Annotated in this window: 27 protein-coding genes, 2 tRNA genes and 1 pseudogene; 13 read left to right on the forward strand and 17 right to left on the reverse strand. The window is 42.4% G+C overall.

The genetic code is table 11. The features are described from left to right. Window positions 1–117: 117 nt before the first annotated feature. On the forward strand, window positions 118–276 hold the full coding sequence (locus tag Bealeia2_RS02785) for a Flp family type IVb pilin (protein ID WP_331255615.1): 159 nt from the start codon (window positions 118–120) through the stop codon (window positions 274–276). Between the two features lie 57 nt (window positions 277–333). On the opposite strand, the pseudogene Bealeia2_RS02790 reads toward Bealeia2_RS02785, so the two are convergent. From Bealeia2_RS02790 to Bealeia2_RS02815, 6 genes and pseudogenes are all read right to left on the reverse strand, one after another. Continuing rightward, window positions 334–780: pseudogene (locus Bealeia2_RS02790) on the reverse strand (potassium transporter TrkG); the annotation flags it as partial. A gap of 69 nt (window positions 781–849) precedes the next feature. Continuing rightward, entirely contained in the window at window positions 850–2,046 is a 1,197-nt protein-coding gene (locus tag Bealeia2_RS02795; RefSeq protein WP_331255280.1) for an RNA-guided endonuclease InsQ/TnpB family protein, read from the reverse strand. Next, entirely contained in the window at window positions 2,030–2,653 is a 624-nt protein-coding gene (locus tag Bealeia2_RS02800; protein WP_331255279.1) for an IS607 family transposase, read from the reverse strand. The genes Bealeia2_RS02795 and Bealeia2_RS02800 overlap by 17 nt, the downstream gene beginning before the upstream one ends. A gap of 47 nt (window positions 2,654–2,700) precedes the next feature. Continuing rightward, window positions 2,701–3,684, reverse strand: coding sequence for a TrkH family potassium uptake protein (locus tag Bealeia2_RS02805; protein ID WP_331255616.1), 984 nt, complete (start codon window positions 3,682–3,684; stop codon window positions 2,701–2,703). Between the two features lie 59 nt (window positions 3,685–3,743). Beyond that, the gene (gene apaG / locus Bealeia2_RS02810) at window positions 3,744–4,136 is read right to left on the reverse strand and encodes a Co2+/Mg2+ efflux protein ApaG (RefSeq protein ID WP_331255617.1); all 393 of its coding nucleotides are present in this window, start codon (window positions 4,134–4,136) and stop codon (window positions 3,744–3,746) included. A gap of 10 nt (window positions 4,137–4,146) precedes the next feature. Next, window positions 4,147–4,887: an SIMPL domain-containing protein gene (locus Bealeia2_RS02815; RefSeq protein ID WP_331255618.1), complete on the reverse strand. Its 741-nt coding sequence runs from the start codon at window positions 4,885–4,887 to the stop codon at window positions 4,147–4,149. A 361-nt stretch (window positions 4,888–5,248) separates the two neighbouring features. Here Bealeia2_RS02815 and Bealeia2_RS02820 point away from each other — a divergent pair, with 361 nt between their 5' ends. Continuing rightward, on the forward strand, window positions 5,249–6,520 hold the full coding sequence (locus Bealeia2_RS02820; protein ID WP_331255619.1) for a Fic family protein: 1,272 nt from the start codon (window positions 5,249–5,251) through the stop codon (window positions 6,518–6,520). A gap of 116 nt (window positions 6,521–6,636) precedes the next feature. Continuing rightward, window positions 6,637–7,110 carry a hypothetical protein gene (locus tag Bealeia2_RS02825; protein WP_331255620.1) on the forward strand — a complete coding sequence of 158 codons (474 nt, stop codon included), beginning with the start codon at window positions 6,637–6,639 and terminating at the stop codon, window positions 7,108–7,110. Between the two features lie 103 nt (window positions 7,111–7,213). On the opposite strand, the gene Bealeia2_RS02830 is transcribed toward Bealeia2_RS02825, so the two are convergent. Next, window positions 7,214–8,053, reverse strand: a complete 840-nt coding sequence (locus tag Bealeia2_RS02830; RefSeq protein WP_331255621.1) for an OmpA family protein — start codon at window positions 8,051–8,053, stop codon at window positions 7,214–7,216. A gap of 429 nt (window positions 8,054–8,482) precedes the next feature. Here Bealeia2_RS02830 and Bealeia2_RS02835 point away from each other — a divergent pair, with 429 nt between their 5' ends. The 5 genes from Bealeia2_RS02835 to der all read left to right on the forward strand — a co-directional run bounded on the left by Bealeia2_RS02835 (window position 8,483) and on the right by der (window position 13,657). After that, window positions 8,483–9,838, forward strand: coding sequence for an MFS transporter (locus Bealeia2_RS02835; protein WP_331255622.1), 1,356 nt, complete (start codon window positions 8,483–8,485; stop codon window positions 9,836–9,838). 53 nt (window positions 9,839–9,891) lie between these two features. After that, window positions 9,892–10,110, forward strand: coding sequence for a SemiSWEET family transporter (locus Bealeia2_RS10510; protein ID WP_414437840.1), 219 nt, complete (start codon window positions 9,892–9,894; stop codon window positions 10,108–10,110). Between the two features lie 146 nt (window positions 10,111–10,256). Beyond that, the gene (locus Bealeia2_RS02840; RefSeq protein WP_331255623.1) at window positions 10,257–10,955 is read left to right on the forward strand and encodes a tetratricopeptide repeat protein; all 699 of its coding nucleotides are present in this window, start codon (window positions 10,257–10,259) and stop codon (window positions 10,953–10,955) included. A 6-nt stretch (window positions 10,956–10,961) separates the two neighbouring features. After that, window positions 10,962–12,275 carry an outer membrane protein assembly factor BamB family protein gene (locus Bealeia2_RS02845; RefSeq protein WP_331255624.1) on the forward strand — a complete coding sequence of 438 codons (1,314 nt, stop codon included), beginning with the start codon at window positions 10,962–10,964 and terminating at the stop codon, window positions 12,273–12,275. Next, window positions 12,275–13,657 carry a ribosome biogenesis GTPase Der gene (gene der, locus Bealeia2_RS02850; RefSeq protein WP_331255625.1) on the forward strand — a complete coding sequence of 461 codons (1,383 nt, stop codon included), beginning with the start codon at window positions 12,275–12,277 and terminating at the stop codon, window positions 13,655–13,657. The genes Bealeia2_RS02845 and der overlap by 1 nt, the downstream gene beginning before the upstream one ends. Window positions 13,658–13,933: 276 nt before the next feature. Here the strand turns inward: der and Bealeia2_RS02855 are convergent. From Bealeia2_RS02855 to Bealeia2_RS02865, 3 genes are all read right to left on the reverse strand, one after another. Further along, window positions 13,934–14,010, reverse strand: a tRNA-Pro gene (locus Bealeia2_RS02855). Window positions 14,011–14,112: 102 nt separating this feature from the next. Then, window positions 14,113–14,189 (reverse strand) — tRNA-Asp (locus Bealeia2_RS02860). A gap of 110 nt (window positions 14,190–14,299) precedes the next feature. Then, a complete protein-coding gene (locus Bealeia2_RS02865; protein WP_331255626.1) occupies window positions 14,300–14,779 on the reverse strand; it encodes a Dps family protein in 480 nt (159 codons plus the stop codon). Window positions 14,780–14,852: 73 nt separating this feature from the next. Here Bealeia2_RS02865 and Bealeia2_RS02870 point away from each other — a divergent pair, with 73 nt between their 5' ends. Together Bealeia2_RS02870 and Bealeia2_RS02875 are read left to right on the forward strand one after the other, a co-directional pair. After that, window positions 14,853–15,638 (forward strand): 3-hydroxybutyrate dehydrogenase, encoded by a 786-nt coding sequence (locus Bealeia2_RS02870; RefSeq protein ID WP_331255627.1) that lies wholly within the window; start codon window positions 14,853–14,855, stop codon window positions 15,636–15,638. Between the two features lie 550 nt (window positions 15,639–16,188). Then, window positions 16,189–17,448, forward strand: a complete 1,260-nt coding sequence (locus tag Bealeia2_RS02875; RefSeq protein ID WP_331255628.1) for an ATP-binding protein — start codon at window positions 16,189–16,191, stop codon at window positions 17,446–17,448. Here the strand turns inward: Bealeia2_RS02875 and Bealeia2_RS02880 are convergent. Beyond that, entirely contained in the window at window positions 17,445–18,824 is a 1,380-nt protein-coding gene (locus tag Bealeia2_RS02880) for a hypothetical protein (protein ID WP_331255629.1), read from the reverse strand. The two genes, Bealeia2_RS02875 and Bealeia2_RS02880, sit on opposite strands and share 4 nt — an antisense overlap. A 350-nt stretch (window positions 18,825–19,174) precedes the next feature. On the opposite strand from Bealeia2_RS02880, the gene Bealeia2_RS02885 reads away from it, so the two are divergent. Then, on the forward strand, window positions 19,175–19,765 hold the full coding sequence (locus Bealeia2_RS02885) for a LexA family protein (RefSeq protein WP_331255630.1): 591 nt from the start codon (window positions 19,175–19,177) through the stop codon (window positions 19,763–19,765). Window positions 19,766–19,778: 13 nt separating this feature from the next. Here the strand turns inward: Bealeia2_RS02885 and crcB are convergent, their stop codons facing one another. From crcB to Bealeia2_RS02900, 3 genes are read right to left on the reverse strand one after another with little or no spacing between them, the layout of a single operon-like run. Beyond that, the gene (crcB, locus tag Bealeia2_RS02890) at window positions 19,779–20,159 is read right to left on the reverse strand and encodes a fluoride efflux transporter CrcB (protein WP_331255631.1); all 381 of its coding nucleotides are present in this window, start codon (window positions 20,157–20,159) and stop codon (window positions 19,779–19,781) included. Between the two features lie 10 nt (window positions 20,160–20,169). After that, the gene (locus tag Bealeia2_RS02895) at window positions 20,170–20,655 is read right to left on the reverse strand and encodes a peroxiredoxin (RefSeq protein ID WP_331255632.1); all 486 of its coding nucleotides are present in this window, start codon (window positions 20,653–20,655) and stop codon (window positions 20,170–20,172) included. After that, window positions 20,655–22,445, reverse strand: a complete 1,791-nt coding sequence (locus tag Bealeia2_RS02900) for a protein-disulfide reductase DsbD family protein (RefSeq protein ID WP_331255633.1) — start codon at window positions 22,443–22,445, stop codon at window positions 20,655–20,657. Before Bealeia2_RS02900 ends, Bealeia2_RS02895 begins: the two co-directional genes overlap by 1 nt. 89 nt (window positions 22,446–22,534) lie before the next feature. On the opposite strand from Bealeia2_RS02900, the gene Bealeia2_RS02905 reads away from it, so the two are divergent. Both Bealeia2_RS02905 and Bealeia2_RS02910 read left to right on the forward strand, forming a co-directional pair. Further along, entirely contained in the window at window positions 22,535–23,101 is a 567-nt protein-coding gene (locus Bealeia2_RS02905; RefSeq protein WP_331255634.1) for a YqgE/AlgH family protein, read from the forward strand. Beyond that, window positions 23,082–23,852, forward strand: coding sequence for a COG4705 family protein (locus Bealeia2_RS02910; RefSeq protein ID WP_331255635.1), 771 nt, complete (start codon window positions 23,082–23,084; stop codon window positions 23,850–23,852). Before Bealeia2_RS02905 ends, Bealeia2_RS02910 begins: the two co-directional genes overlap by 20 nt. A gap of 54 nt (window positions 23,853–23,906) precedes the next feature. On the opposite strand, the gene Bealeia2_RS02915 is transcribed toward Bealeia2_RS02910, so the two are convergent. Genes Bealeia2_RS02915 through Bealeia2_RS02925 form a run of 3 tightly spaced genes read right to left on the reverse strand, consistent with a single transcriptional unit; the run spans window position 23,907 to window position 26,092 of the window. After that, a complete protein-coding gene (locus tag Bealeia2_RS02915; RefSeq protein ID WP_331255636.1) occupies window positions 23,907–25,250 on the reverse strand; it encodes a M48 family metalloprotease in 1,344 nt (447 codons plus the stop codon). Window positions 25,251–25,256: 6 nt separating this feature from the next. Then, entirely contained in the window at window positions 25,257–25,439 is a 183-nt protein-coding gene (locus Bealeia2_RS02920) for a Trm112 family protein (protein WP_338453421.1), read from the reverse strand. An 8-nt stretch (window positions 25,440–25,447) separates the two neighbouring features. Then, entirely contained in the window at window positions 25,448–26,092 is a 645-nt protein-coding gene (locus tag Bealeia2_RS02925) for an LON peptidase substrate-binding domain-containing protein (RefSeq protein WP_331255638.1), read from the reverse strand. Between the last annotated feature and the right edge of the window lie 131 nt (window positions 26,093–26,223).

Here is a 26,223-nt window from a genome sequence, read left to right on the forward strand (position 1 = left end):
CTTTTTCATGAGATGCCCCTGATTGTAAAAAAAGTTTGCAGTCTATTTTTTTTTATGATAGTTTTGAAATAAGGCTATAAAAATAATAAACTTTGCGTTTAACTAAGGGAGACAAAAATGAAAAATTTAAATCGTTTTTTAAAAGATGATAGTGGCGCTACCATGATTGAGTATGCATTGCTTGCAGCGTTAATTGCAGTTGTTTGTATAACGGCTATAACAAACTTGGGAACTGCAGTTTCAGGTAAGTTTGTTGCAATCAGCACAGCACTTTAATGACTTTACTTTTTTGAAAAGCGGCCTCTTCGGAGGCCGTTTTTTTTTTTTTTGATTTTAGCTTTTCCAGAAATTGGGGGTCAGCAGAATTAAAACAGTGAGAAGTTCAAGGCGCCCCACGATCATCCCCACCATTAAAAGCCATTTTGCAAATTCAGGCATGTTGGACAAATTTCCAGAGGCGTTAATGATAGGTCCAATTCCAACTCCTACATTTCCAAGAGCCATAGCGCTTCCTGAAAGACTGGAAAGAATGTCAAGTCCTGAAAGGGAGAGTCCTAATGCCAAAAGGGCATAGCAGATGAGATAAAGCGCGAAAAAACCCAGAACGGCGGAAAAAACCTCATCATTCAAAGGCTGCCGATTATAGTGAGGAACATTGACGCGATGGGGATGTCTTAGATGTCGCATTTGAAGGCGGGCCGCAAGCAAGAGAATTTGATACCGAAAGATTTTAACACCTCCAGCCGTAGATCCCGTGCAACCGCCTACAAACATCAAGAAAAATAAAAAGAGTACAGGAAAAGTCCCGCTCTTACAAACTTATCCAAACCTAACCATATTTTACTAAAGTTACGCATGGTGTTGTATTCCTGATTCAACGCAGGTAGTTTCACTTATTTGACGAGCAAATGAGCCAGAGCTTCCCACTCCACAGGCATAAGTTTCGGGCGAGCTGCCCGTACATAAACGTTGTAAATTAAGGGCTGCATTCACATCTCTGTCATGAGATTGGTTGCAATGTGGACACGTCCAATGTCTCTCCGACAACTTTAAATCCGCATAAACACATCCGCAGCTATGGCAGAGCTTGCTTGACGGAAAGAACCGATCAGCAACAAAAATTTGAGCATTATAGAGACCTGCCTTATATTCCAATTGACGCCTGAATTCATAAAAAGACTGATCTAAAATATGTCGAGCTAATTTTCTGTTCGCTGACATACCTTTGACATTTAGGTTTTCAATGCCAATTTCATGATGATTCAGGACAATATCGGTTGTTGCCTTATGGAGATAATCACGTCTGATATTAGCGATTCGGGCGTGAAGACGTGCCAGTTTTTGAGTATGCTTTTTAAAATTCATACTCTTTTTATCTTTACGAGATAGCTGTCGAGAAGATCGTTTTAACTTCTTCAGCAAAGCGGTATGTGCCTTTGCTCCCTCAACAACCATGCCATTGGATAAAGTTGCCAGTTTTGTAATACCCAAATCCACACCCACAATACCTTGGTTCTTGCGTACATGAGGCAGTTTGTCTATTTCAACACTGATGGATGCAAACCATCGGTCTGCAACTCTTGAGATCGTCAAGGATTTTATTTGTCCTTGAAATCTCAAATTCTCTGTTATTTTGACCCATCCCAAACAAGGAATTTGAATCTTTTTACCTGTCACACGAATGGCAGACTCTCCTTTTTGGGGCGGACCATTGTCCGCTCTAAAGCTATCCCTGATTCCTTTCTTTTTAAACTTGGGATATCCTCCCTGTTTGCGGAAAAAGCGGTTAAAAGCTGATCCTAAATTTTTGATGGCTTGTTGAGGGGCATTTTTAGTGACCTCTTGCATCCAAGGATATTCTTCCGCCTTACAAGCATTGAGAAGTTTACGCAGGCTTATTTCTGTAGGCTTCTCACCATTCTGGTATTGTTTCTTCCATTGATCTAAAGCCCAATTATAAGCAAAGCGTGCAACACCGCAGGCTTTTCTAAAATAAGTCGCCTGCTTATTATTTGGCTTCAATTCTACTTTATGAACTAACAGCATCGTAGGCTTCTTTCAGACCTTCCAATAATTTCTTGTTCTTTTTACTTCTCGCACCATACAATCTGGCCGAAAAAACAGTGATAATTTCCAACACATCTTTGGCGAGTTCCTCTTCAAAAGAGGGTTCTTTCCCTTGATTGATAATCACAACTTCTACCTGATTCATCTCACAAATGGAAAAGATTAATTCTGCTCCAAATCTTAACAGCCTGTCTTTATGGGTTAAAACCAATCGACCTGCTTCTCTGTCTAAAATGGCACTAATCAGGATCTTCAGACCCTTTTTGTTGTAATTCATACCACTGCCAAGATCCGCAATGGTCTCAAACTTCCAACCTTGAGCTGCACAATACATCTCAAGGACTTGTTTTTGTCTTTCCAAATCCTGCCGTTGATCGTGACTGGAAACACGAGCATAGCAAAGCGTTTTTCTATCTATCTTTTCAGTGCGAACAAGATGAGGGCGCAAGGCAGATAAAGGATAACGTCTTTGTCCTCCCGCTGTTCTTTCGGGAACAAGGCGACTCTCTTTTTCCCATCGCCTTAATGTGCCATTTGACACTCCAAGAATACGACTGGCTTCTCTGATACTCAATAACTTATCCATAATTGGATAACTATATACAAGTTTAGATAGGTTTTAAAGAGCAGTTATTAACCCCAGCTTCCCCAATCGGCTGAAGAAAATCCCGTGGTTGTCACAATCGAAATGACGCTAAAGGCAGCATGTCGAAAGGCATGTCCCAATTCATAAGTATTCGCGCTCCAAAGCCAAAGTCCCATTGCTAAAATGGAAAGGAATGTGAAAAGAAGAAAGGCCCGCAATTGGGAATCTTTGAGGAACGATTTGAAGTCTCCTCGAAAAAGGCGTGCATAAAGAATGAGGGGAGAGGCCCCAATTAACATGAAAACACAAGCAATCATCTCAATGGAAGTGCTGTCAAAAACGCGAAATGATGAATCTGAGGTAGAGAGTCCCGCCGTTGAGACTGTGGTCATGGCATTGCAAAGGGCCTCAAAAGATCTCATGCCTGCAAACCAATAGGAGACCACACACGTCAATGTGATTAAAGAATAGGTGCCAAAAATCACGGTTGCAATTTGCGAAACGCGAGGAAGGATTTTTTCAGAGCGATCAGAAAATTCACTGCGGAAAAGCTGCATTCCACCGATGCGCAAATTGGGGAGGATGACAAGGGCCATCAAAACAATTCCAACGCCCCCCAACCACTGGAGAAGCGCACGCCAGAGAAGAATTCCCCGGGGCGCAAAATCAAGATTGGTGAGAACTGAGGCACCCGTTGTCGTGAGTGCCGAAGTCGTCTCAAATAAAGCGTCCGTGAATGTGGGTGCTGCATAAGACAAGGCAAAGGGCAGAGATCCAAAAAGGCAAAGTGCAAGCCAACTGATGACCGTAATTAAAAAAGTTTCCCGAATGCCTGGTTCAATGGCGCCATCGGGGCGGAAGGCTAAGATCATCAAGACGCCAAAAAAAAGTGTGCATCCTGAAGAAAGCGCGAAATATACCCAGTCGGAGTCATGATAATAAATATCGAGAAGTGCGGGAATCGCCATTGCGCCCGCAAGAATGGTGAGGAGAATTCCTACGATAAAAAAGATAATTCGAAACGCGATCATGACGGAACTCGATTGTTTTCTGGCCGCAGTATATCACTTTTCAAAGCCACGGCTCAACCTTAGTTCAAAAGACGGGTTTCGTAAGGACTATCGAGGGAAAAGGGGGGGACTATAATCTCAAACAAATCGCCATATTCATCTTGTACCGTATATTCTCCTGCCATAATCCCAGATGGCGTAGTAAGGGGAACGCCGCTCGTATACGTATAGCTTTCGCCTTTATCAATCACAGGCTGAACGCCCACAACGCCTTTTCCACGCACCTCTTGTGTGATGCCAATTTGATCTGTAATGCACCAATGGCGGCTTAGGAGTTGGATCGTGCTTTGGCCCAAATTCTCAATCCAAATTTGATAGCCCCATAGAAAATGATGTTCCTGGGGGTTGGATTCTTCGTCAAGAAAAGTGACAGCAACAGAAACCTTAATATCGTGGGTGACGAGAGAATTCATTAATGCGTGTTCAGTCTACCAAAAAGAAATCAATAGTTGAAACGACGCGCACCTTCTTCATAATGGAATCTGGTGCTCCGTTGCTCCAATCATTTTCGGTTGTGGAATCAGGAGAGAGAATTTGAATGACGCCTTGACTCGCTTTTCGGATGGAGCCCACGTGGCTTTCAGAGTTTTGGGCGAATTGCTCGGCCATTAGACGCGCATTTTTAGTAGCTTCTGCAATGAGAGCAGGGCGCATTTCATTGAAATTTGTCATTTGATAGGAAAACGTCATGCCCGAAATCGCAATGCCTTCTTGAAGAAGCTTTCCCATAGATTGAGCTGTTTTTTCGACACCATCTACATTTTTCGTTTTAATGTTAATGGAGGAGGAGAGGATATAGCGATTTTCAATCTCTTTTTTATCTCCCCACTCTTGTGCCAAAAGATCACTGACGGTGGGGGAAGCAAAGCTGATTTCTTCTTCCTTAAATCCAGCTTGGAGAAGGAATTTTTTAACCGCATCTTGCGTTGAGGTCAGTTGTTGGTAAAGCACTGCTAAGTCATTTCCGGCATTGCGTGTCTGAAGACCCCATGAGACAAAATCAGCTTTGACAATCTTTTCAACAAGGCCTTTGACGGTTACATATCGGTCCGCCAATTTAAAATCCCTGATACCCGAATAAATAAAGAATCCAGCAAGGGCTGGCCCCACGGCAATAGAAAGTCCTAAAAAAAGAGCGGGAAATGTGAGGCGTTGTTGGATCATTAGATCAAAACTCCATGAGATCATCTTTTCATAATACTAGCCATATTCCTAAAGTCCGGCAAGTGAGATCTTGTTTTGCAATTTTTGCAGATCTGCATTGAGAGTATTGTGCTGGTGGATGTGTTTTGGGAGGATTACATTTTTAGCGTTGGTACCTTGTCCATGTTAATTTAGATTTTTATAATCCTATAATTCCATTGTTTTTTAATTAGCTGGTTTTGCGTAATTGTGTTTTGAAGAACCGCTCTGGAAGCCCAGAGCGGTTTTTTTATGATTGAACCTTGTGGATTTCTCTTCTAAATATCATGAGATAGGTATATAATAGGTATATTATTTTGAAAAATATACCTGATATGTGCCTGTGCAAGAAAAACTGTATCGCATTGAACAGCCGAATGTCCCGAAAGATTGGGAGCGTGAGGCTCAAAATTTAACTGACGATCAGACAGAGGGCCTTATTGGCCTTTCTGAAAACCCTATTTATTTGTACTGGGATAAAATAAAATATAAAGTTTTTAAAGATCTTTCTGTGTCAAAGGAAGTGGCTTGGGCTATTATTTTAAATCATCGTAAGAAAAATTCTCGCAATACCCCCGTTCAAAGTGAAGGGGGAGACTTTTTCCGATTTGTCCCCCTTCAAAGATGGGAAAACACACTTCTATTATTTGATAAAATATTTCTCAATCGTCCTCGGGGGGCCAATGTGCAATCGGAGCCTTGGATGATTGAGGCGATTTCTTCAGCCATGATTGAAGGGGCTCATACAACACGAGATCGAGCCTTGCAGTTGTTACATCTTCATAAGACTCCAGCAGATTATGGGGAGCGTATGATTTTAAACAATTATAAAATGGCTCAAATGCTGGAGAGCCTCCCTCTTGATTTTTATGTGAACCTTGAGACATTATTTGAGTGGCAAATTCAATTGACCCGTCTTAATCTTCCTCAAAAAGATCAAGGGCGATTAAGAACAGATACGGATCACATTGTGATTGCGCCAAAGTCTCCAGATGTTGTGACGTTTATCCCGCCTTCAGAAGGCTTTTTGAAGGACCAACTTGCGCTCTTTATTGATTTTGTAAACCGAGATCATCCCAATCTTCATCCGCTTCTCCACGCCATTTGCATCCATTATTGGTTTGCTTATTTGCACCCTTTTGTGGATGGGAATGGAAGGACGGCGCGCGCCCTCTTCTATTGGTTTTTAATGAAATCTGGATATCCCAATATAACGTCATTGCCTTTGTCGCCTTTGATTTTAAGATCTGTTCAAAACTACAGCAAAGCCTTTATTTTGACAGAGCAAGATCATCAAGATTTGACCTATTTCATTGATTTTAATATACGTCTGATTGATGAGGCTTTGGTGCAATTTAAGGCTAATGAGCTCATTGACTCCTCCCAAAATGACCTTGTTGATGAGAGATTGAACCTGCGTCAAAATACAATTATTCGAATCCTCAAAACAAAGCAATTGCCAGATGTCAACGTCAGTTTTGTACAACAAAAATTTGGGGTGAGTAAATTAACGGCTATTCATGATCTTAAAGGCCTCCTTATTCTTGAGATTGTTGAATCTCGGCGTGTGGGAAAAAACGTGCTCTATAGATTGAAGAGCCGTGCTTCCTTATAAAATGAAGAGCCGTGCTTCCTTATAAAAAACGTTCCTATTGTATTGACTTTTCAAAGAAAGTCAGATGAGATGCCGACGCGTCTCATAAAACAACTTATAAATCAAAGGATAGTCTCATGAAAAAATTAGCGCTTCTTTCGCTCTTAACTTTGAGTGCCTGTGCCTCCCACTGCCCTTGTTCCGAGAAAAAAACAACGGTCATACCCACAGAAAATGTGGTGCAACGGAATCCGAAAGCCTTTGCAGAAGCCTATATGGCCTATTTGAAAGAGATTGGAAAAGTGCCTCTTCATAAGGTTTCTGAAATTCCTCATCCATTTAGTGCGGATTGCAAAAAAACTATGAATGGAGCCGTTGTGGCCAAGTCTTCAGATGAATTTGTAGCTCAACTTTCTCAAGCTAAAAAAATGTATCAACTGTGGAAATTTGAGGGCATAGAAATTATTCCTTCTCAAAGCACAAACAGCGCAACCATTCATTATGTTATTTCTAGTCAAGGATTGGGGCGCCTGGAGGTTTTAAAAGTCCTGCGCTTTGCGGAGAATGGAAAAGTCAAAGAAGTTCTTGAGGTGTTCGCGGAAGCGAAATAAAAAACCATCCCAATTTCTTGGGATGGTTAAGTTTTAAGGAACGATTCCTTAACATCAGTTATCTTGAAGAGGGGAGGGGTTTCCTCCCCTTCAATATGATGCCTTATTTATATTCAAGGAAAAGGATGTCAACACGACGGTGATCCGCTTCATGTTTCTTGCCTTTCATTTTTCCAGCAGCCTCAGTTGTGATCATGCTGGCTGGAATACCACGCTTTTCAAGCTCTTGCTTTACGGCCATGACGCGTTCGTGAGAAAGTTTTTTATCTAACTTGTTGCTTCCTGACGCATCGGTGTGGCCGATAAGATGGATTCTACGCCCAAACTCTGTGGAACTTGCAAAAATCACAGCCTCATCAATGATTTCCATGGCTTTTGCATCTAACGCTGCACTGTCTGTTGCAAATTCAATAACCTCTGCAGGAGGTGCTTGAAGCATAGATCCAAATACGAGTTTTTCTACAGCGTCAATGGACATGTAGTACGTATCACGGCAAAGTTTGATATCATCGAACTGCCAGTTTTCTTCTTGTTGCTCAACCCAACAGTCATAGTTTGCTTGGGCTTTGGCTGTCATTTGTGGTGCAATTGTTTGTGCCCCATTTTGCATCGCAAAGATTAAACGATCACGCGCCGCTTGAAGCTCAGGAACTGTGTGGTTTGGCAATTTCCAGCCATCAAGATATTCTGGCATAATTGGGCAGCCATCTTGAACTTTATTGGCCTTCTTCATGAAATAAGCCGCTTCCAAATCATCATACATAATGTTTTCTTCGGATTGGCCAAATTGATAGTATTCATTGGCGAGAGCTTTTGTGAACTCTGTGCCTTTGGCGTCACTCCAGTCATAAGTTTTTTTATAGAATTCTGCGCAGCCGGACGTCATTAACATCAAGCCTGCAAGAGCGCCTAATGTGGTACTGGCTTTAAGGATTGTCTTCATTTTATTTATGCTCCCCTTTTTTATAATTTAACACGTGGTGCTGTTTTGCGATTCCACGCGGGTTGTGAAAAAGAAGAAATTTCTTTTCCACTGTTATTCATTGTATCACGAGTAACATATCAAGAGTTAATAATTGGTTAACACAATTAAAAAATTTGATCTGTCACTCATCAGGCTTAATTTAGCATCCGACATTTAAAATTTACTTAATTTTCAATGAAAGATCGCTTAACGTCCTAAAATAATTTCACCGGAACTCAATATCCTAAATTCAGGCTTATAAAATATATATACAAAATATCTAAAATTTTTGCAAATCTTCGACGGTTTTTTTAAACGGGTGAGAAAATCTCCCTTATTTGCAATTCGTCAATAGAGGTGGGACTCAACTAATCTTGAGAATGGTAGTAAACATGTAAGGAGTAATTTATGAGTATGTTTTCCGCGTTGAGTCGTGAGCAAAAAGAGGCTGTAGGCCTTCTTCAAATAGGTACGTTTCTTGAGTATTTTGATCTTATGCTCTATGTCCATCTCGCTGTTTTGCTTGATGAACTCTTCTTTCCCAAAACGGATCCACATACAGCGGGGTTGATTTCTGCATTTGCTTTTTGCTCAACTTTTGTCGTTAGGCCCTTTGGCGCCCTTATTTTTGGCTATATTGGAGACCATATTGGAAGGAAAAATACAGTTGTTATTACAACAACAATGATGGCAATCTCCTGTGTATTTATGGCAAATTTACCAACATATGCAGAAATTGGTATTTCTGCAGCTTGGATTGTTACGGCTTGCAGGATTTCTCAGGGACTTTCTTCTCTGGGGGAAATCATGGGGGCTGAAATTTATGTTTCTGAAATCACAAAACCTCCTGTGTCATACGTTGCGGTTTCTTTTATTAGCGTAGCCTCTGCTATAGGCGCTATGGCAGCATTGGGAACCGCCGTGATTGTGACGTCATTCCATTTTAATTGGAGAATTGCGTTTTGGGTGGGCGCCTTAATTGCAATTGTGGGTTCCGTGGCACGTACACGTCTTCGAGAAACGCCTGAGTTTATTGATATGAAAGAAAAACTGAAAAAAGCTTTGGCAGATGCAAAATCCGAAGGGCTTGAAAAACATGCAGAGCTTCTCACCTCTATGAAAGCCTTGAATTATGAAAAAATAAACAAAAAGAATTCTTTGGCTTATTTTATGGTTTACTGCGGGTGGCCATTAACCTTTTACCTGGCTTATATGTATTTCAATCCGTTGCTGAAATCAAAATTTGGATATTCTGCGGAAGATATTATTTTTCATAATTTCTGGCTCTCTCTTATTCAGCTGACCAATTGTATTGTGTGGTCTCTTATGAGCTATAAAATTCATCCTCTCAAAATCTTAAAGTGGAGGGGGAGCGCTGCGCTGATTCTTATGCTTATTCTTCCTCTTTTGATGGGACATCTCGACACTTCTTACCAAATGTTTTTGGTTCAATCGTTAATTATGATTTTGATGTTGGGCGGTGTGCCTGCCGATGCCGTATTTATTAAGCATTTTCCAGTTTATCGCCGATTTACAACAACGAGCTTTCTCTACGCATTAACTCGTGCTGTGATGTATATCATTACATCCTTTGGATTGGTTTATCTGGGAGATTTTTTTGGAGTCTATGGATTGTGGGTAATCACGCTTCCCGCTGTGCTCGCGTTCTTGTGGGGCGTTAATCATTTTACAGGCCTTGAAATCAAGAATGGCAGTTATGATTACCGCTCTCAATTGAAGCAAAAATCCAAGCGTGTAGTCTAATGATAAAAACGCAATACGTTTATTTTTATCGGATCTACATGATTGTGATGGGAATGCTGGGGCACTTTCTCTTCGTATTTCAGGCTTGGAAAATCTATACGACGGAAAGTGCTCAAGGGGTTTCTCTTATTGGATTTTTAATAGCATTTATGTCACTGTCCAGTTGGTTCGTTTATGGCCTTATCATTAAGGATGCGGTTCTTATTATTAATAATGCGTTCGGATTAATAGTCGCGCTCATATGCATATATGAGATAATCATTTGGTCATGATTTCAGTTTAATAAGCTGAAAACCTCATTTTATGTTTTTCACAGCTCCTCACAATCCTCTAATAAAAATTTTGTGGCCTTTACCAAATGAAGGGATGCAGCTATTTTAAGGAACAAATAAAAGGAGACTGGCAAAGGAGACTGGCTTTGGCTGATATTTTTGACGAATTGCAAGAAGACATCAAAGAGCAGAGAATCCACGACTTATGGAAGGCGTGGGGTAACTGGATTATTGGCGGCGCCATTTTAATTGTGATTGGGGCGGCGTGCGTTCCAGCATGGAAATATTATCACCACTCTGTCAAAACAAGTGAATCGGCTCAATATACGTCTGCTGTGCATTTGGCAGGTTTGGGAAAAACTGAGGAAGCTCAAGCTATTTTTACCAAGTTGATTTCTTCTGGAAAAACGGGATATGCCAAATTGGCAAGCCTTCAAAGTGCAGCAGTATCCCTTCAAAATGCCAAAACTAAAGGGTCGACGGAGCTTACGAAAGCGCTTCAAACATACCAAGACTTGAATTTAAATGAGGCCTCTGATCTTTCGTTTTCGGGTCTTTCCAAAATTCTCGCTGCGTATGCCGGCATTGAAAGTCAGGAATCGGCAACGCTTATTAATCAATTTACTCCTTTGGCGTCAGAAGGTAATCCTTGGCAGGGCCTTAGTTTAGAGCTTCAAGGTATTTATGCTCTTCAAAAAGGGGACAAATCCAAAACTGCCGAAAGCTTTAATGCGATTTTAAATGCACGGCACATTTCACCTCAAAATACGGCCCGTGCGCTTTTAATGATGGCGTCGTTGGGAATTGCGCCAGAAATTCAAAGAGAACCTCAATCAAAGGAGTAATAATCAATGGTGATGAGACGTTCGTTACTAGGAATTTTAAGCTTAATGGTATTGGCTGGTTGTGATTCCGAAAAACCACCGTTGGAAGGTAAACGCTTGGCGGTTGTCGAATATCAATCGCGCGTTAAAATTGATCCTGAGGCCGCAAAATATGGTGTGACATTGCCCGCTATGGAATCTGTACCCGCGTGGGGACAGTTGGGCGCAAATTCAAGTCACGTCATGCCGCATGCAGATTTGGGGGCGTCTCCCAAAGTCATGTGGACGTCGTCTTTAGGATCGGGCAATAGCTCCTCTTCTCGCGTTCTCTCCACCCCCATCGCAGTTGATGGCAAAGTTTATGGTATGGACTCCAGGGGCTTTGTATCCGCTATTGAATCCAGCTCTGGAAGTCGTTTGTGGCAAGTGGATGTGTCGCCGGAAGGTACCCGCGGTTTTAGTATATTTGGAGGTGGGTCCTTAGGGGGAGGCGTTGCTTATGAGGCAGGCCTTCTTTTTGTCACCACCCCTTATGCCGAAGTTTTGGCCTTAAATCCTGAGAACGGAGAAGTTAAATGGCGGACGAAAACATCTTCACCAGTGCGTGCAGCCCCCACCGTTCAGGACGGAAAAATCTACGTGGTTTCTATCAACAACCAATTGGATGTTTTTGAATCCGCAACGGGTAAAAAATTGTGGTCTCATGCAGGAATCACAGAGCATGCAGGACTTTTAGGTACAGCCAGCCCTGCCGTGAGTCAGGGTGTTGTGATTGTGACCTATTCCTCGGGTGAAATTTTTGCGCTTAAAGTTGAAAATGGTCATGAACTCTGGTCTGAAACGTTGAGCTCCTCAAGGCGGCCTGATTCTCTTTCCAACATCTCTCATATTCGTGCACTGCCTGTGATTTCAGGAAATCTTGTTTTGATCGTAGGACATCACCAAAAAATGGGAGCATTTGATCTCAGGTCCGGGCAAAAAGTGTGGGAGCGCCAAGTGGGAGGCCTCCAAACTCCTGTTGTTGCCGGTGATTTTATCTATCTTTTGAGTCAGCACAATGAACTCATTGCACTCACGAAAGACCACGGACTTGTGGCGTGGATAACACCTCTTCCTAGGGACGAAAAAAAGCCTCATCGCATCATGTGGGCTGGTCCGATTTTAGCTGGCGAAAAACTTTATTTGGTGGGTCAAAAAGGTGAACTGAAGGCGTTTGATCCCAAAACAGGGCAAGAGCGTTCCTCTCAAGATATCGGTGGTCGATTTGCATTGCCCCCCATTGTTTCTCAAAGTGTTCTTTATCTTTTAGGCGAAAATGGAACTGTGACGGCGATTCACTGATGGTCGAATTTACAGAAAACTTCATTCGTAGGAATGGCCTTAGAGTCGCAATTGCAGGGCGCCCCAATGTGGGAAAATCCACGCTCTTCAATCGACTTGCGGGCAAGAAAATCGCAATCGTTCACGATACACCTGGCGTGACGCGGGATCGAAAAGAAGCCTTTGGGCAATTGGCCGATATTCCTCTTGTTCTTATTGATACGGCAGGGCTGGAGCAAGGATCTGAGGATCTTTTGATGGCGGGAATGTGGACGCAAGCCAGTCGCGCCTTTCATGAAGCCGAAGTCGTTCTTTTCGTCTTTGATGCTCGTGAAGGCCTGACTGCAGATGATGAGACATTGGCAAGATTTCTCCGCAAGCAAAAAAAACCGATGATTTTGGTCGCCAATAAATGCGAAGGCAAAGCCGGAAGTGTGGGGATTGGAGAATCCTATCGTCTGGGATTTGGTGAGCCTGTGGCGATCTCGGCCGAGCATGGAGAAGGCTTGGGCGACCTTTATGACGCTTTGGAACTTCACTATCGCAAAAAGCAAATCGTTGAAGAGGTTGATGCAGAGCAAGAGGAGGAATTAGGTCCTCTTCAGTTGGCTATTTTGGGACGCCCTAATGTGGGAAAATCAACCCTTCTCAATCATATGATTGGCGACGAACGCGTTTTAACCGGACCTGAAGCCGGGGTCACGCGGGATGCCATTTCTGTTGAGTGGGAATTTGAAGGTAAGCCCATTCGTCTTATTGATACTGCAGGAATCCGGAAGCGCGCAAAAGTTGTGGAAAAACTCGAGCGTCTGGCTGTGGGTGATAGCTACGATGCTCTGAAATACGCTCATGTGGCTATTTTGGTTTTAGACGCCATGATTCCACTTGAAAAACAGGATTTGCAAATTGCGTCCCGCATTGTGGATGAGGGACGCGCCCTTGTTGTGGCATTGAATAAATGGGATCTTATCACAAACAAAGATGTGTATTTGAAAGAAATCCGGGAAGAGCTTGAGAATTTACTCCCTCAAATTCGAGGAGTGCCCTTGATTCCAATTGTGGCTACTAAGGGCAAAAATCTTCATCAGTTGATGAAGACCGTATTGGAGATGTATGAGATTTGGAATATTCGTATTCCCACCTCCAAACTCAATCGGTGGCTTGAGCATATTGTGGACCATCATCCCCCACCCCTTATTAACGGTCGGCGAATTAAAATTAAGTATATGACTCAAATTAAAAGTCGCCCGCCTACGTTCGTTCTCTTTTGTTCAAAGGCCATGCAGTTGCCTGATTCTTATTCGCGATATCTTGTGAATAGCATTCGGAAGGATTTAAATCTTCCCGGCGTTCCCATTCGCCTTATGGTCAGAAGTGGTGAAAATCCTTACGATAAGAAGTAGGGACGTCATGTAAGAATTAAGTTGCTTTTTGCAAATGTTCTGGTGGCGACATGGGAGGCGCTTGAGTCAATTGAGATTTTTTTTATGTCTCTTCGTGAAAATCAAAACATTTTCATGTGAAATTTGATTTTCACGGCGAATCCTCAACCAGCTGAAGTTCGGCCTCTGCCCAGCGGGGTTTATTGAGTTTTCGTGGTCTTTTTAAAGTTTTGAAACATCTAGAGCAGGGCTTTGGTCTTGTTTTTTTATGGCAAAATTTTTGGGCTTTTAAAAAGATGGTCGGGGAGACAGGATTTGAACCTGCGACATCCAGTACCCAAAACTGGCGCGCTACCAGGCTGCGCTACTCCCCGAGACCAAAATGATATAAGCGACTTTTGAGGAAACGTTCAAGTCCTCTTTTTCATTCTTTTCACTTTTTTTAAAAATCTTTAAGAATTTGGGGGGAGGATGAATGGCGGGAGTGACGGGACTCGAACCCGCGGCCTTCGGCGTGACAGGCCGACGCTCTAACCAACTGAGCTACACCCCCGCATCTCGTCAATGACGGGATGGGCATGGAATACCTGAGTCAGTGACAACTGTCAAGCATCGGTTCTCAAAAAATATCAGAGTTTCTTGGAAACGAGACTCTTGAGCATTTTACAATCTTTCACTTCCTTGTAAATGTGCAAGGGTCATCCAGATCATTTTCTCAAGATCTCCGACACGTTGAGTCATCATATCGACAGTGAAGGTGTCTCCATGCTCTTCGGCGATTTTTTCAACTTTGTGCGCCTCAAGGCTCAAAAGTGTATAGTCTTCATGGGCGATGCGGAGCATAATTTCTGCATGAGGCAGCGTGTCAATTTCGCGAATAATGTTGGCGTGATTTAAAAGATCTCCAAAACTTCCAGGTGCTTTTCCTCCCAATGCCCGAATGCGTTCTGCAATCGTATCGAGGGATTTCCAAAGATTCGTATAATGTTCTTCAAAAAGCGCATGCAGTTGCTTGAAATGTGGCCCAACCACATTCCAGTGAAACCCATGAATTTTGATATAAGCCACCGCCGAATCAGCCATAAATTTATTCAGCGCGGTAATGATAGCTTTTTTAGCCGCCTCATCTGAAAGATAGGACATTTTAAATTTCTCCCCTTTGTACTTTTATTGATTGTATCACATAATAGATAAAATCAAAACGGAAGGCAAAAAAATGAAACTTCAAGGAAAAGTTGCAATCGTGACCGGTTCCACAAGCGGTATTGGGCAAGGAATTGCAAAAGCCCTCGCGCAACAAGGGTCTGATATTGTTTTAAATGGCTTTGGAGAGCCTGATAAAATTGAACAGGAACGGCGGTTTCTTTCTGACAAATACAACGTTACGGCTTTGTATCACCCCGCAGATATGGGGAAACCTGATGAGATCGCAGATCTCATTTCAATCACAAAAAAAGAATTTGGTAAAATTGACATTTTGGTCAACAACGCAGGTGTGCAATATGTAGCGCCCATCACCGAAATGCCTCCTGAAAAATGGGATCAGATTATCGCCATTGATTTGTCTTCCGCATTTCACATGATCCATCATGGACTTCCCCATTTGCGTGAGAATGGCTGGGGGAGGATCATTAACATTGCATCAGCCCACGGGCTGGTAGCATCCCCTTTTAAAGCGCCTTATGTGGCCGCAAAACACGGTCTTTTGGGGCTGACCAAAGTTGTGGCGTTAGAAGCTGCGCGCGATAATGTCACATGCAATGCCATTTGTCCGGGATATGTGAGGACTCCTCTGGTTGAGGGGCAAATTAAAGGCCAAGCCAAAGCCCGCAACATTTCAGAAGAGGACGTGATTCAAAATATTATTTTAGGAGCACAACCCACCAAAAAATTTATTGAAATTGAGGAGGTTGGCGCTTTAACCGTTTTTCTTTGTGGAGACCATGCTCAGGGTATGAATGGCCAGATTATTTCGATCGACGGTGGTTGGACGGCACAATAAGTGTTTCAACCCAAAGGAAAATAATTAGAAAATCCTAGTTATTATAAACTGGGATCAATTCGAGTTTTGATTAATATAAAATCACAAAAGCAGCAGGGGGCTACTTTAGTAGAGAGAGTGCTAGAAGGGATGCATATTGAGTGCATAGCCACCCCCACCAAATTTCTAAGGTGGAGTAGAGAGAGTATTAAAATTATATTCCTTTTTTTCCCATTTGCAAGGGGGTAGAATCCTCTTCTTTTAAAGTAGGTCTCGTATATCAGTTTTTTATGACGAGATGAACTGAAATAAGATTGGTTGAATTGAAGCTTGTTTTTAACATACTCATATTAAGTTCTCCCCTCTATTATTTCTGTGTGCATATTAAGCATATTAAAAATAGTCATCAGGACACAGACTGGGGGAGGAGTGATGAATTCAGGGCTAAAAAAATCTGAAATAAAAATGGGCTGAAAAACTTGTGTTTTATATACCCTGAAAAATAAAAATTTCATAAAAAAACCATCCCAAAATATTTATTTTAAAATAAACAATGAATTAAGGAGAGTTTATGTCCATTGAGTGTTTTTTCGGAGGGGCTCAATTTAAAAGTGAATTTTTAAAAAGTCGTGAGTCTAAAAACAGAAAAATAAATATTCATTCGGGTCAGGACAAGAGGATGATTATCCAGGCCGGAATTCAAAAAACTTTTTTTGAAAATATTATCAAGAATATTCCCGCTGCCCTTGCCGTATTTGACAATGATCTCAACTATCTGGTTACAAGCAAGCGCTGGAACGAGCAAACGAACCTGAACCCTACGCTTATTATGGGTCAAAATATGTACGAGGTGGTGCCTGACATTCCTAAAAAATGGAAAGATATTCATCAAAGAGGACTTCAGGGAGAGAACCTAAAGTCCGATGAGGATATCTTCAAACGTGCAGATGGCAGCATTGAGTGGTTTCGGTGGGAGGTTCTACCTTGGTATGAGGATGAAAATACAATAGGTGGCATTATTCTTTTTGTGGAACAAATCACAAAGCGAAAAACGCTTGAGAAAAAAATGAAATCCATCATTAAAGCTTTGAACACCTCAAATTCAGAGCTTGAAAGATTTGCTCATATTTGCGCCCATGACTTAAACGAGCCTTTAAGGACAATCTCAAACTACATCCAAATTTTGGAATCCGAATTAAAAGATAATCTTGATAATAATTCAAAAGATTATCTGGACAATATTACAAAAAATGTGAAGCATATGAGCAATCTTGTAAATGGGTTGCTTGCCTATTCTCAGTTTGGAACCCAATGTTTGCGTGTGAGTTCATTTTCTTTAGGTTCGATTATTGAATCTGTAAAAATGTCCCTTGAAGACAAAATTTGTCAAAAAAATGCTGAGGTTCGGGTTCCGCTTAATCTTCCGAAAATTGAGGGAGATATGGCTTTAATCTCCCGTGTTATTCAAAATATTCTCAGCAATTCACTGAAATTTAATGAAAATCCTCAGTCCTGTATCGAAATAACTATGTTCGAAAAAAAGAAATTTTGGATAATTTCATTTCAAGATAATGGAATCGGAATTGACCCTAAGTTTCATAAAAGTATTTTTAGAATCTTCAATCGACTTCATCCCTTAAGTGATTATCCAGGGACAGGCATGGGATTGTGTATTTGCAAAAAAATTATCGAAGCCCACGGTGGAAAAATTTGGGTGGAAACTCCTGCCTCAGGAGAAGGCACTATATTTTCCTTGAGTTTACCAAAAAAAATTGAAAAAAGAGTGAGGCTTGATTTCATGCCTCACTCCCATTCCACATACAGGTATTAAATTTGGTTAAAAGTTTTATGAGCGACAGTTGTCACAACGCCATTGAACAATTGGGCCAATGCATTAGCAACGATGGCATTCTTCATTGATGAAGATACACCGGTTACTCCAGATTCATCAATGCCCGTTGAATCAAAAGTTCGCAAGAAAACGACACGGCCGGTTGTGGCTGAGGTCAGTATTAATGTTTCTTGAGTCCCTGTTTTCATAATAGGTCCCGTGATTGCCACTTTAAAGGTGTCAGTCACGCCAGTTCCCACTGTTCCTGTAAGAACAAGATTCGCATTGTCACTTGACCACACGGCGTTTGTGAGGTCCGTACTCCCAAGGTATGTAAAGCCATAGGTGTTAGTAAGGGCCGAGCTTCCAAAACTTCCAACAGCATAACCACTTGCAGAAACAAGCGTTCCTGCTTTTGCGGCTAAGTTCGAATAAACAGTTCCGCTTGTGACCCCCACAATGTCGATAAGATCGTTATCGGCTAAGACCACGTTGTTATAAAAACCACCGCTGGTGATCGCACGTCCCGTAAAGGCATTGACGGCCCCGAGATATCCTGTGTTAACTGAAGCTGTACGCACAAATGTTCCAGGATACGTATTAAAATCAACCTCCAATTGATTGTTGGTAAATTTAAAAGGCACAGCAGTTGTGCTATTGGCCGCAACCAGTGACTGACTTAAGTCAACGATTGTTGTTAAGTTTTTTGTGGTCACTCCATCTGACAGTGTGAGTGGCAACGTATACCCTTGAGTAATAGGGTCTAAAGTTCCTGCAAAGGCCGTGCTGCCGTTGTCCAAGAAACGCGCCGTAAAACCCCAGCCTGTAATAGCTGCGGCTGTACTGGTGAGGGTTATTCCTGTTCCTGTGGTTGTAGAAAGTCCTGTAAGTGAGCTTCCTTGCAAAAAGGTGACCAAACCAGCACGTGTTAAATCCGCTGGCGTTCCTGTTTTTGTAGCTGTAAGAACAAGTGATTTTGGACTTCCAGGGCCGGTTGTTCCGTCTCTTTTGGTTTCCGCAAGCGTTAATGTGGATGTTGCACTCCATGAAGCGGAAAGGACAAGCTCATAAAGGCTCCAAGCGCTGTTGCTTGTTGCCAAAACACGCAGCTTATTACTTGATGAGTCAAATCCCCAGTATTGTGCGGTACTTGGTGTTACAATCATTGTTCCTAAAGTAGCGCCATCAAGGGTTGAATCAAGGTCGGAAGCTACGGTTGAATGCCATACACCATCTGTTGTAAGTTGCTTGGCTATGGGCGACGTGCGCTTGGTTTCAGTGAGGTCCTGAACAGGTGTCAGCACCGCGCTCAGCATAGAGACTTGCGTCATAAGAGCTGTTGTGACGAGAGCTATTTTTGAGAGTCGTAGTGTCATTTTTGGAGTTTCCTTCCCTGTGTTGTGGAACGGTTTTTTAACCAGTTCTCATTTAGTCAATTGAAGGTGGGCGAGGTCTGAATGGAGAAGTTGCTCCATATACTTTGAACCCAAACCCTGCCTTGTTTTTATTCTTGATTAAATTCAAAATGGTACCAACCACATATGACTATATATACATGGCGATCAAAATGCTATATTTAAATGGTTAACAAAATGTTAACTAATAGTTAATAAATTGTTAACGGAATAATCTTTGAGAAAAAATACTGTACCCCCCTTGCACTTTTTTGATTTTTGTGACAAAAATAATTTTTATTGTTTTGTCACTTTTATCAAGGAGGATTCCAATGACTCAATCATCATCGCACGGTGGATTTCGTTTAAATGCGGGTCGTAAAAAAAATAATATTCCAACAAAAACCATTCGAATCCCTGTTATTTTGGAGGAGTCCGTCAAACAACTGGCGGCCAATTTTAACGAAAAACTTAAAAGTTCAAAGGGGGCAGATGTATTTTGGATGGGAGCTTTGGATATAGATATGCTCTCGCAAGTCTCGCTGCCCCTTTATTCCAGTCACGTTCAAGCAGGCATTCCCTCTCCTGCGGATGACCATATTGAAGATATGGTCGATTTGGGAAAACATCTTGTGAAGCACAAACAATCTACGTTTCTTTTAAAAGCCACCGGGGAGTCCATGACGGGTGCGGGAATTTTTCCAGGGGATATGCTTGTTGTAGATCGGGCCATTATTCCCACCTCAGGGCATATTATTATTGCTGCACTCGATGGCGAATTTACCGTTAAACGTCTTTCTCAAATGCGGGATAAAGTCGTTTTGTGTGCAGAAAACCCAGCCTATCAGGATATCGAGATCACCGAAAACATGGCTTTTTCCATTTGGGGTGTTGTTACTAATTGTATTCATTCGTTATTGTGAGGAGGCTTGGTGCTCACACCCACCGCACTAATTTCATTCCCATAAAAAAAGCCAAAAGGCTGAGGGTCACGCTTAAGATCGCATAAAAAATGGCCCAGCCGTGCATGTTTTTTTCAACCAAAAGTCCTACCTCTAAGGCAAAGGCAGAAAAAGTGGTAAAGCCTCCTAAAAATCCTGTGGTGATGAAAGATCTTAAATGTAAATGGGTCGACCAATAAAGGGCCATGAGCTCAACCAACAATCCCATAACAAAGCACCCCAAAACGTTTACTACAAAAATTTGCAGTGGGAAGGACGTAAGTACGGTTTCTGGCAAAGCCTTGGTCAGCACCACACGAGAAACCGCCCCCAATGCCCCACCAGAACCGATGATGAGATAATGAATTAAGCTCAAGTCTTTACCTCTAAAGTTGACTTAAAAGTGTCTTTCCATCAGAGACTTTACACTCGCCTGGCGCGGTTTCGATGTTCAAAACTTTCACAATGCCATCTTCTGCCAAAAGGCTGTAGCGATTGGATCTCCAACCAAGGCCTGCCCCTCGACCATCGAGTTCCATTCCAGAAGCGCGTGTGAAGTCACAGTTGCCATCAGATAGCATTTGAATTTCATCGTGAATATTGGCCGATTTTTTCCAAGCCTCAAGCACAAAAGGATCATTCACCGCCACACAATACACAGCATCCACACCTTTGGATTTGAGAGCTTGGGCTTCTTGGGAAAAGCTGGGCAAATGAATGTTTGAGCAGGTGGGTGTGAACGCTCCAGGCACTGCAAAAAGAGCGACTTTTTTACCCTTAAAGATGCCTTCAAAAGAGGCATCTTTAATTCCCTCAGATGTCATGATTTTAAGGCCCACCACGGGGACTTCTTTTCCGATTTCAATCATCATTATTTTCTCCTTTGGTTGTGAATATTGTTTGATTTAAATCCCACTGTTGCAAAAGCCTCTTCTAAAATTGATTCGGAAAGTAGCTCGGGCAAAACTTTACCTTCTGGTTTTAAAGGTCCAAAAACAGCATTAAAGGGAATCCCATATCGGGCATAAGTTTGCAAGAATTCTGCGATCTCATCATCTTGTTTCGTCCAATCCCCTTGCATGGCCACCACATCCGGGGAGGCTAAAATATCTTTCATCTTTGGAGCATTTAAAACAAATTGTTTGTTGGCTTTGCACGTCATGCACCAATCAGCGGTTATATCGACAAATACTGTTTTCCCTTGAGACACTAGTTGAGGAATAACTTCCGGGTCAAAGGGTTGCCAAATCTCAAGGACGGAAGTTGCATTCTCCAGTTTTTTGGCATAATTCGCATCTTTTTCCGCTCTGAACGTGGCAGGAAACGTGACAATACCCAAAAGCAAAAAAAGCCCTGTCACAATCGTTGTTCTAAATGTCCAAAGCTTTCCTTGCTCATGAAAACGAATGATGAGGGAGAGAATGATCAAAGCCCCACCCATCAGTCCAAGCGCCCAAAGAGGTACATGGGGCAGGAGTAAAAATCCAATCCAAATCACAGATAATGTTAATCCTAAAGCCAGGATCCGCTCTAAAATCAGCATCCAAGCCCCCGGCCTAGGGAGCCAGAAGAAACGCTTGGGTAAAAGTCCTGTAATCCAATAGGGTGCTGAAAATCCAATGCCTAATGTTAAAAATACAAAGAGAATTTCTTTGGTGTCATGTGCCAAAGCAAAACCCACAGCGCTCCCTACAAAAGGAGCTGAGCAAGGCGTTGCCAAAAGCGTTGCAAACATACCCATCAAAAACTCTTTGGTATAGCCTTGAGAGTTTTCGGACAAAATCAAATGATTTACCGTTTCGGGTAATTGGAAGTCAAAAACCCCCCAAAGGGAGGCTGCAAAAAGAAAAAGGATTGCAAACATAAAACTTAAGAAATAAGGATTTTGAAAATGAATTCCCCAGCCCACGGCCTCGCCTGAAGCTTTGAGTATAACAGCCACCCCCCCCAGCAAGAGAAAGGAGGTCAAAATCCCAAGAGTTGAGATCAAGAAGCCTTTTTTTGCCCGTGTCATATCCTCTTTTTTGGCGTGTTTCACAAGACTCAAAAGTTTAATCGAAAGAATAGGCAAAACGCAGGGCATAAAATTTAAAATAAATCCGCCAAAAAGGGCACCCAAAATCAGCATCCCAATGGGCAAGCCTTCATACTCGAGCTCTACTTCTTTTTGGGTTTTAAGGACGCCTTCGTCCCCAAGAACATCTCCCGGGGGAAGGGTTACCTGAAGGGTTGTTTCCACAGGAACACACAAATCTGAACACGCCAAAAGAGTGACTTTCAGCCTGATGTCGCCTCCTTGTTTTGCGTTTTGAAGCTTTACTGTGAGAGGTACTGTTGTGGGTTGTCTATAAATAAATGCTGTATCCCCTGTCTCCATTTTCTCCCGTAAAGGCACAGGCCATTCGGGCGTGAGCGCTGAGATGTTTTGGCTTTTGTCCCAAGTGAGTTCTGGAGGAAATCCAAATCCGACCTCTCCCTCAGGGGAGGGTGCATAAACCTGCCAAGGCGCCTTGATATCAAGGCTTAACCCCAAAAGAGCTCTATCTTCTTGTTTTTGTCCTAGCTCAAGTGTGATGGGAAAAGGAGGAGTTTCCCCAGCCAAAAGCGTGCTGAAGGACGCTATGCAAATTAAAAGAGCGCTGAGTAATCGCAACACGGTCATGTGATATTTCGTAGCTTATCTTTCGTGTAACCAATTTTTAACATATTCTCTGATATAAATAAAAAGAAAAGACATGGAGGGTGCATCCTATGAAAGAAATCTCAGGATATCTGACTGGCCAGTTTCTAATGGCAACACCCCAAATGCGCGATCCTCGATTTGATCATGCTTTGATTTATATTTGCGGCCACGATGAAAATGGCGCCATGGGACTTATTATCAATAAGCCCGTTCCGAACTTGACTTTAAAAGGACTTTTAGAGCAACTTCAAGTCACAGTCGATCCCATTCAACTCGATATTCCCATTTATCTCGGGGGGCCCGTTGAGACAACTCGTGGGTTTGTACTTCATTCGGACGATTATGTACATCCGGCAACGGTCGCTCTTAATGAACATATATCGATGACAGCTACTTTAGATATTCTTGAGGCCATTGCCTCTGGAAACGGTCCTAAAAACTGTATATTGGCCTTGGGGTATGCGGGCTGGTCTCCAGGGCAACTGGATCATGAGCTCCATGAAAGCGGATGGTTGCAACTTGATGCCGACGAAGACCTTATGTTTGACATTCCCGTTCATCACAAATGGGCCGAGGCTATGAAGCGCTTGGGCATTGATTCTGCAACTCTTCACCATGAAACGGGACACAGCTAAAATGGCCTCAATTTCGACGCGTAAAATCGCCGACGTCACTCTGACATTTTGGATCATGAAAATTTGCGCAACAACCGTAGGTGAGACTGGTGGAGATATGCTCTCCATGACGTTCAAGTGGGGGTATGCGACAAGCACACTAATTCTTTTGAATGGATTTTTGGTTATTTTAGCGGCGCAATTATTTTCTAAAGTATTTCATCCGTTATTGTATTGGGGAGTCATTCTGGCAACAAGTACGGTCGGCACTACAATTTCTGACTTTATGGATCGCACACTCGGTTTGGGATATGCGACGGGAAGCACTATTTTAATAATATTACTCATTGGAGCACTTGCTTCCTGGCGCTTTTCAATGGGAACGATTTCAGTTGACCACATTAAAAGCTCCAAGGGAGAGTGTTTTTATTGGCTCGCCATTTTGATTTCCAATACGTTAGGAACGGCCATTGGAGATTTTCTTTCTGACAGCTCGGGTCTTGGGTATGCAGAGACGAATTTAATGATTTCAAGTATTATTGGCGCCATTGTTTTGATGTATTTTTTCACGTCTATTTCAAGAACAACGTTGTTTTGGAGCGCTTTTGTGCTCACGCGTCCGTTTGGAGCCACTATGGGAGACTTGCTTACAAAAAACCCTGAATATGGCGGGTTTGGATTTGGCACTATTGGATCTTCTCTTCTTCTTTTATTCATCCTTTTGGGTTTGATAATGTTCAGTTCTCGCCAAAAACACAGGGCGGTTGAATGAATTCCTTTTTCTGTCCGAGCCAGCCTCCGGTAAAAAGAATAAACTTAAAAATTTTTATTTTGACTTCTTTTCGATCTCTTGGGCTTGATCCAAAATCTCTTGGGCGCGAACGTATTCAATACTATCTTTTTTAAGGGTTTGTTGGCTGCGTTTGGCTTGTTGTATGGCCTCTTTTAATTGGCCTGTGAGAAAATGTTTTTCCGCTAAAGATAAGGCGAGCAGGCCCAATTGATTGGATTTTCCGTAAACGACAGCCAAAAGCTGCCACGTCAAAGGATTGGTTTTCTCATCGGTTTTGGATCTCAAAAGCTCAGTTTGGGCTTTTTCAAAATTTTGAGGATCATTGCTTTCAATCAACGTTTGCGCCCACAAAAGTCGTAAAAGGGGCTCTTGCGGCGCAAGATCAACGGCACGGGCATAGGCGCGCTCGGCTTCTTTAATGTTTCCACTGTCAAATAAAATTTGCCCTTTGAGCTCCCAATAAAAAGGATTTTCGGAACTCTGGGCAATGAGCCCTTCTATTTCTTTTAAGGCCAGATCATGATCTGCTCTTCGGTATTGAGCAATAGCGCGGGCATAGTGCACTAAAGGATCAATGCTGGATTCTTTGTTATTTAAAAGAACTCGTCCCACAGGCTCGATAAAAGCACGCAATTTGGTTTGCATGAGCGTAAATTTTTCATCAAATCCGGGGGGGAGTGATGATTTTGAGTATTGAGATTGAGCGATATGATTTTTAATGGATTCGACACGATCTCGGCTTAAAGGGTGGGTACGCATATACCCGTCTTGACGGCTTTCTGCAAAAATCTCTTTTTCCATAAGCACACTCAAAAATTCCTCAAGGCCTTTGGAAGACCAACCTAGTTTTTCAAGAATGCGTATGGCGCCTTGATCTGCAGCCCCCTCTTGTCCTTGGCTATAGCGAAATAAATTGGCAAGCGCAAAATGGGAGCCACCTAAAAAAACAGCCATACCAGCTTCGGGTTTTCCAGAAGCGGCAGCAGCAGCCCCGCCCAAAACCATGGCAATAATGTGCTCCAAAGACGCATTATCCATTACCTTTTGAAACCGCACCACGTGTCCGCCTGAAATGTGGGATGTCTCGTGTGCCAAGACGCCAATCAATTGAGAGGCGTTTTTCATTTTCAAAATAATACCGGTGTTGATGAAAATGGTATGATTAGAACTCGCGGACGCGTTCACCTCCTTTGTAATCACAAGGAAGAGATTGAGATCTTTAGGGTTGAGGCCCGCCGTTTCAAAAATGGGGGAAATATAGGATTTTAAAATGCCTTCAATTTCAGCGTCACGAATCAGGCTTCCTTCCTTAAAGTCCGCCATACCCTGAAGAGAAAAGGCAAAGAGGCTCAAAGCCAAGGAAAGAATCCGCACCATTTGGAGTTAATCCAGTTTTCTGGCTTCATCCACCAGCATAATGGGAACGCCATCGCGAATGGGATAAGCCAATTTTGCTTTTTCGCTAATGAGTTCTTGATGTTCTTGGTCATATTTCAATGGCCCTTTGGTCAATGGGCAAACCAACATCTCAAGAAGTTTGGAGCTTAAAGTAGTGCTCGACATCATCATCCTTTCTAATGGTAAGAGATCATGCGTCCTTTTCCAGTTAGTGACGCCATCTCGATTAATGTTGTCATGATCTCACACCTTTCTGCAAGGGTTTTCGTCTCAAGAAGCGCTTGTTTTTCGACATTATCAAAAGGGCACGTTTGAGCCAGTGAATTTAAAAGGAACTCATCAGAAATTTCCTCAATATCGTCCCAATCCATAATCATGTCTTGATCCTGAAGATAAATTTTAAGAGCCGACAAAAGTCGCAAGCGATCGACAAAAGGATCTTTGTGAATTTCCTTAAGATCACCTTGATAGGCCTCATAACACACACGTGCATAATGAAGCCCGCCCACAGGCGATAATTTTTCTAAAATTTCAAAGCGACTGACACCTTCAAAAGAGACAAAAATACGCCCCGTCTCACTCTCTTGAAATCCTGTGATTCTGGCCAAGGACCCATGACGAAAAAGAGGCATCTCCTGATCTGCCTTTTGAGCCATAGGCTGTACAAATCCAATGTAACGGCCTTCGCTCAAAAGTCCTTTTTGGAAGATCTCTAGCTCCTGAGTTGTTTGAAACGAAAGCGTCGTCTGCGCGCGCGGTAATAAAACAGTTCCAGCCAGGGGATGTAACAAAACAATTTCTGGTAATTTAATATCACGCATGAACAACACACTTTCAGAATACAGGTTATAAAGATGAGATAGGGCCTGAGAAGACGTTTTACAAGAGTTAAAGATGAAAACTAAAAATTTCTTCCACACAAAAGGTATGCGGAAGGAGATATTACCATTTT

Source organism: Candidatus Bealeia paramacronuclearis (genome assembly GCF_035607555.1).
GTDB lineage: Bacteria > Pseudomonadota > Alphaproteobacteria > UBA9655 > UBA9655 > Bealeia > Bealeia paramacronuclearis.